Consider the following 2,170-nt stretch of genomic DNA (forward strand, 5'->3'; position numbering starts at 1 on the left):
TTTTGTCGGATAGGCGACACCTGTTACCAGATGCCGCCCTCCTAAGAACCGTACGTGCAACTTTCACTGCATACGGCTCAAGCCTCCACTAAGGCGTTATTGTTACCCAGCAACTCACAAAGCAGTGGCGACAGGATCAAACCATGAGTTACGACCTGTATTTTTCACCTTACGTTCATTGAGAAAACCTTCCCAAAAAGGATCGAACGGGGTCGCTTGACTCATGATTTTTACATGTCGCTTGATTGGCACTTGACCGATTTGAAACAGTCGGATCACGCCATACAGTCCATCCTTTTTAAACCAGCCATGGAAAATCCATTGCCCTTGATAGTTTAGAAAGTACTTGTGTGCGATCCATTTACGTCCCTTGTTTGGGTGACGCCTGACTGACCATCGCCATAACGCTAGAAACATCTGATGACCAACATAGCCGAAGGTTTGTTTAGCAACACAGTGGCGATAGTAATTCGCCCATCCTCGTAGCTTTGGATTCATCATCTTAATGAGATCGGCTACTGGGATTGTTGCGTGTTTTCTAATGAGGTCACGCATGTTTCGTAAGAATGATAATACGTTGGATTTGCTCGGTTTAATGAGCAGTTTCCCTTTGTACTTTCTGGCGTTGAAGCCAAGAAAGTCAAAACCATCATTGATATGAGTAACGTGCGTTTTCTCTTCAGAAAGCGCTAAACCTCTTTCTTGTAAGAAAGCCATCAGTTGCGGCTTAATGTCATTCACTAGGACTTCCTTTGAAGACCCCGTGATAACAAAGTCGTCAGCATAACCTATAAAGTTTACTCTGCTACCTGTCTTGCGAGCGATAGATTTAATTAACTTTTCTAGTCCGACAAGAGTGAGCAACATCAGGGTGGGTGAAATTATCCCGCCTTGTGGTGTTCCCTCTGCCGTTTTGTAGAATAGCCCTTTGTCTATATAGCCACATTCCAGCCATTGCTTGAGCATCCTTTTGTCTGTCGGGACATTATCAAGTAGCCACTGGTGACCTATCTTGTCGAAACAAGCTTTGATATCCCCCTCAAGAACCCATTGTGCTGCTCCCTTTTTGCACAGGCATTTGAAGCACTGCTGTATTGCATCGGCTGCGCTTCGGTTAGGTCTAAAGCCATAGCTGTTAGGGTCGGCAATTGTTTCCGATATAGGTTCTAGTGCTAGAAGATGTAACGCTTGTTGCGCTCGGTCTATCATACACGGGATACCTAATGGTCTAAGTTTGCCGTTTTTCTTCGGGATATAGATTCTTCTGAGCGGTTTAGCTCGATAGCCTTTTCTGCTCAGTAAGCTGACTGCCGCCATTCGACGTGCATCGGTGTTCCAGATGTCGCCGTCAATTCCTGGCGTTTTACTGCCTTTGTTTTGTGATACTCGACGAACAGCGAGAAGTTTTGCTGCTTTCGAGTGAGTCAGTATCCACTGTAGTGCTTTCGCCTTACCGTGTTTACCTTCTCGGATTGCTTTTGCAATGCGCATCTGGAGCCTTAACACATGGCGCTCAACCGCTTTCCAGTCGATGGATTGCCATTGGGCGCTGCCAGAAGGGGCACTCACTTCATGAGAAGAGATCATCTGCGTTCCTTCTTAAATAAAGTTTTCCAAATCATCTTGCAATGGGAGACCAGTTGGAAGTGGGCACACTTTCGTGTCAAACATCCGTCTGTATCTGCATCATTACAATGCAGCATTCGCTTTTTCCAACCTCCTTTACCAGCACCGCTATCGGCTCTCTTCACAGACAGCTTTCCCGAAGGAACGATACTGGCTTACCGTGTTCCGCATGTCGCGCAATATCAGGGTAGATGCCCACTATAGTGCGAGGAGCCTATCGATCACGAAAGAGTATTGTCCAACCTCTTTCCTACTCCCATCGCCGTTTGGCCACAGCGTATTAACCACTTCCGCTGCTTCACGTATAACGCACCTTACATGGATTCACTTTCGTTCATCATACTGATTCCCTAGCACTCACCCAATTCGTGGTTATCAGGAGGAGCATTCCCTCACGGTTCTGCTCCCGTTTGGCACAGTGCCAAACTTCGTTACATTGTCAGGCTCGCTGCTTTATTCAGAGCCTTAGGGTCGTCTGGTGATACAAACGGTTCACTCTTATCGCGGTGAACAGCGCTTCATGCGACTTCACGTCGCACGGACA

At 46.9% G+C, this 2,170-nt stretch carries 1 protein-coding gene; it reads right to left on the bottom strand.

Going from position 1 to position 2,170, the window contains the following annotated elements; translation table 11 throughout:
• Positions 1 to 114: 114 nt before the first annotated feature.
• Positions 115 to 1,587: a group II intron reverse transcriptase/maturase gene (ltrA, locus tag ACHUFI_RS22310; RefSeq protein ID WP_057622024.1), complete on the bottom strand. Its 1,473-nt coding sequence runs from the start codon at positions 1,585 to 1,587 to the stop codon at positions 115 to 117.
• Positions 1,588 to 2,170 lie beyond the last annotated feature (583 nt).

Origin of the sequence: Vibrio profundi (assembly GCF_043642225.1) — a bacterium.
GTDB classification, from domain to species: domain Bacteria; phylum Pseudomonadota; class Gammaproteobacteria; order Enterobacterales; family Vibrionaceae; genus Vibrio; species Vibrio profundi_A.

Excerpts from the sequence above, each read along its gene's own strand:
- ltrA (WP_057622024.1), bottom strand. The coding sequence starts at position 1,587 with ATGATCTCTTCTCATGAAGTGAGTGCCCCTTCTGGCAGCGCCCAATGG.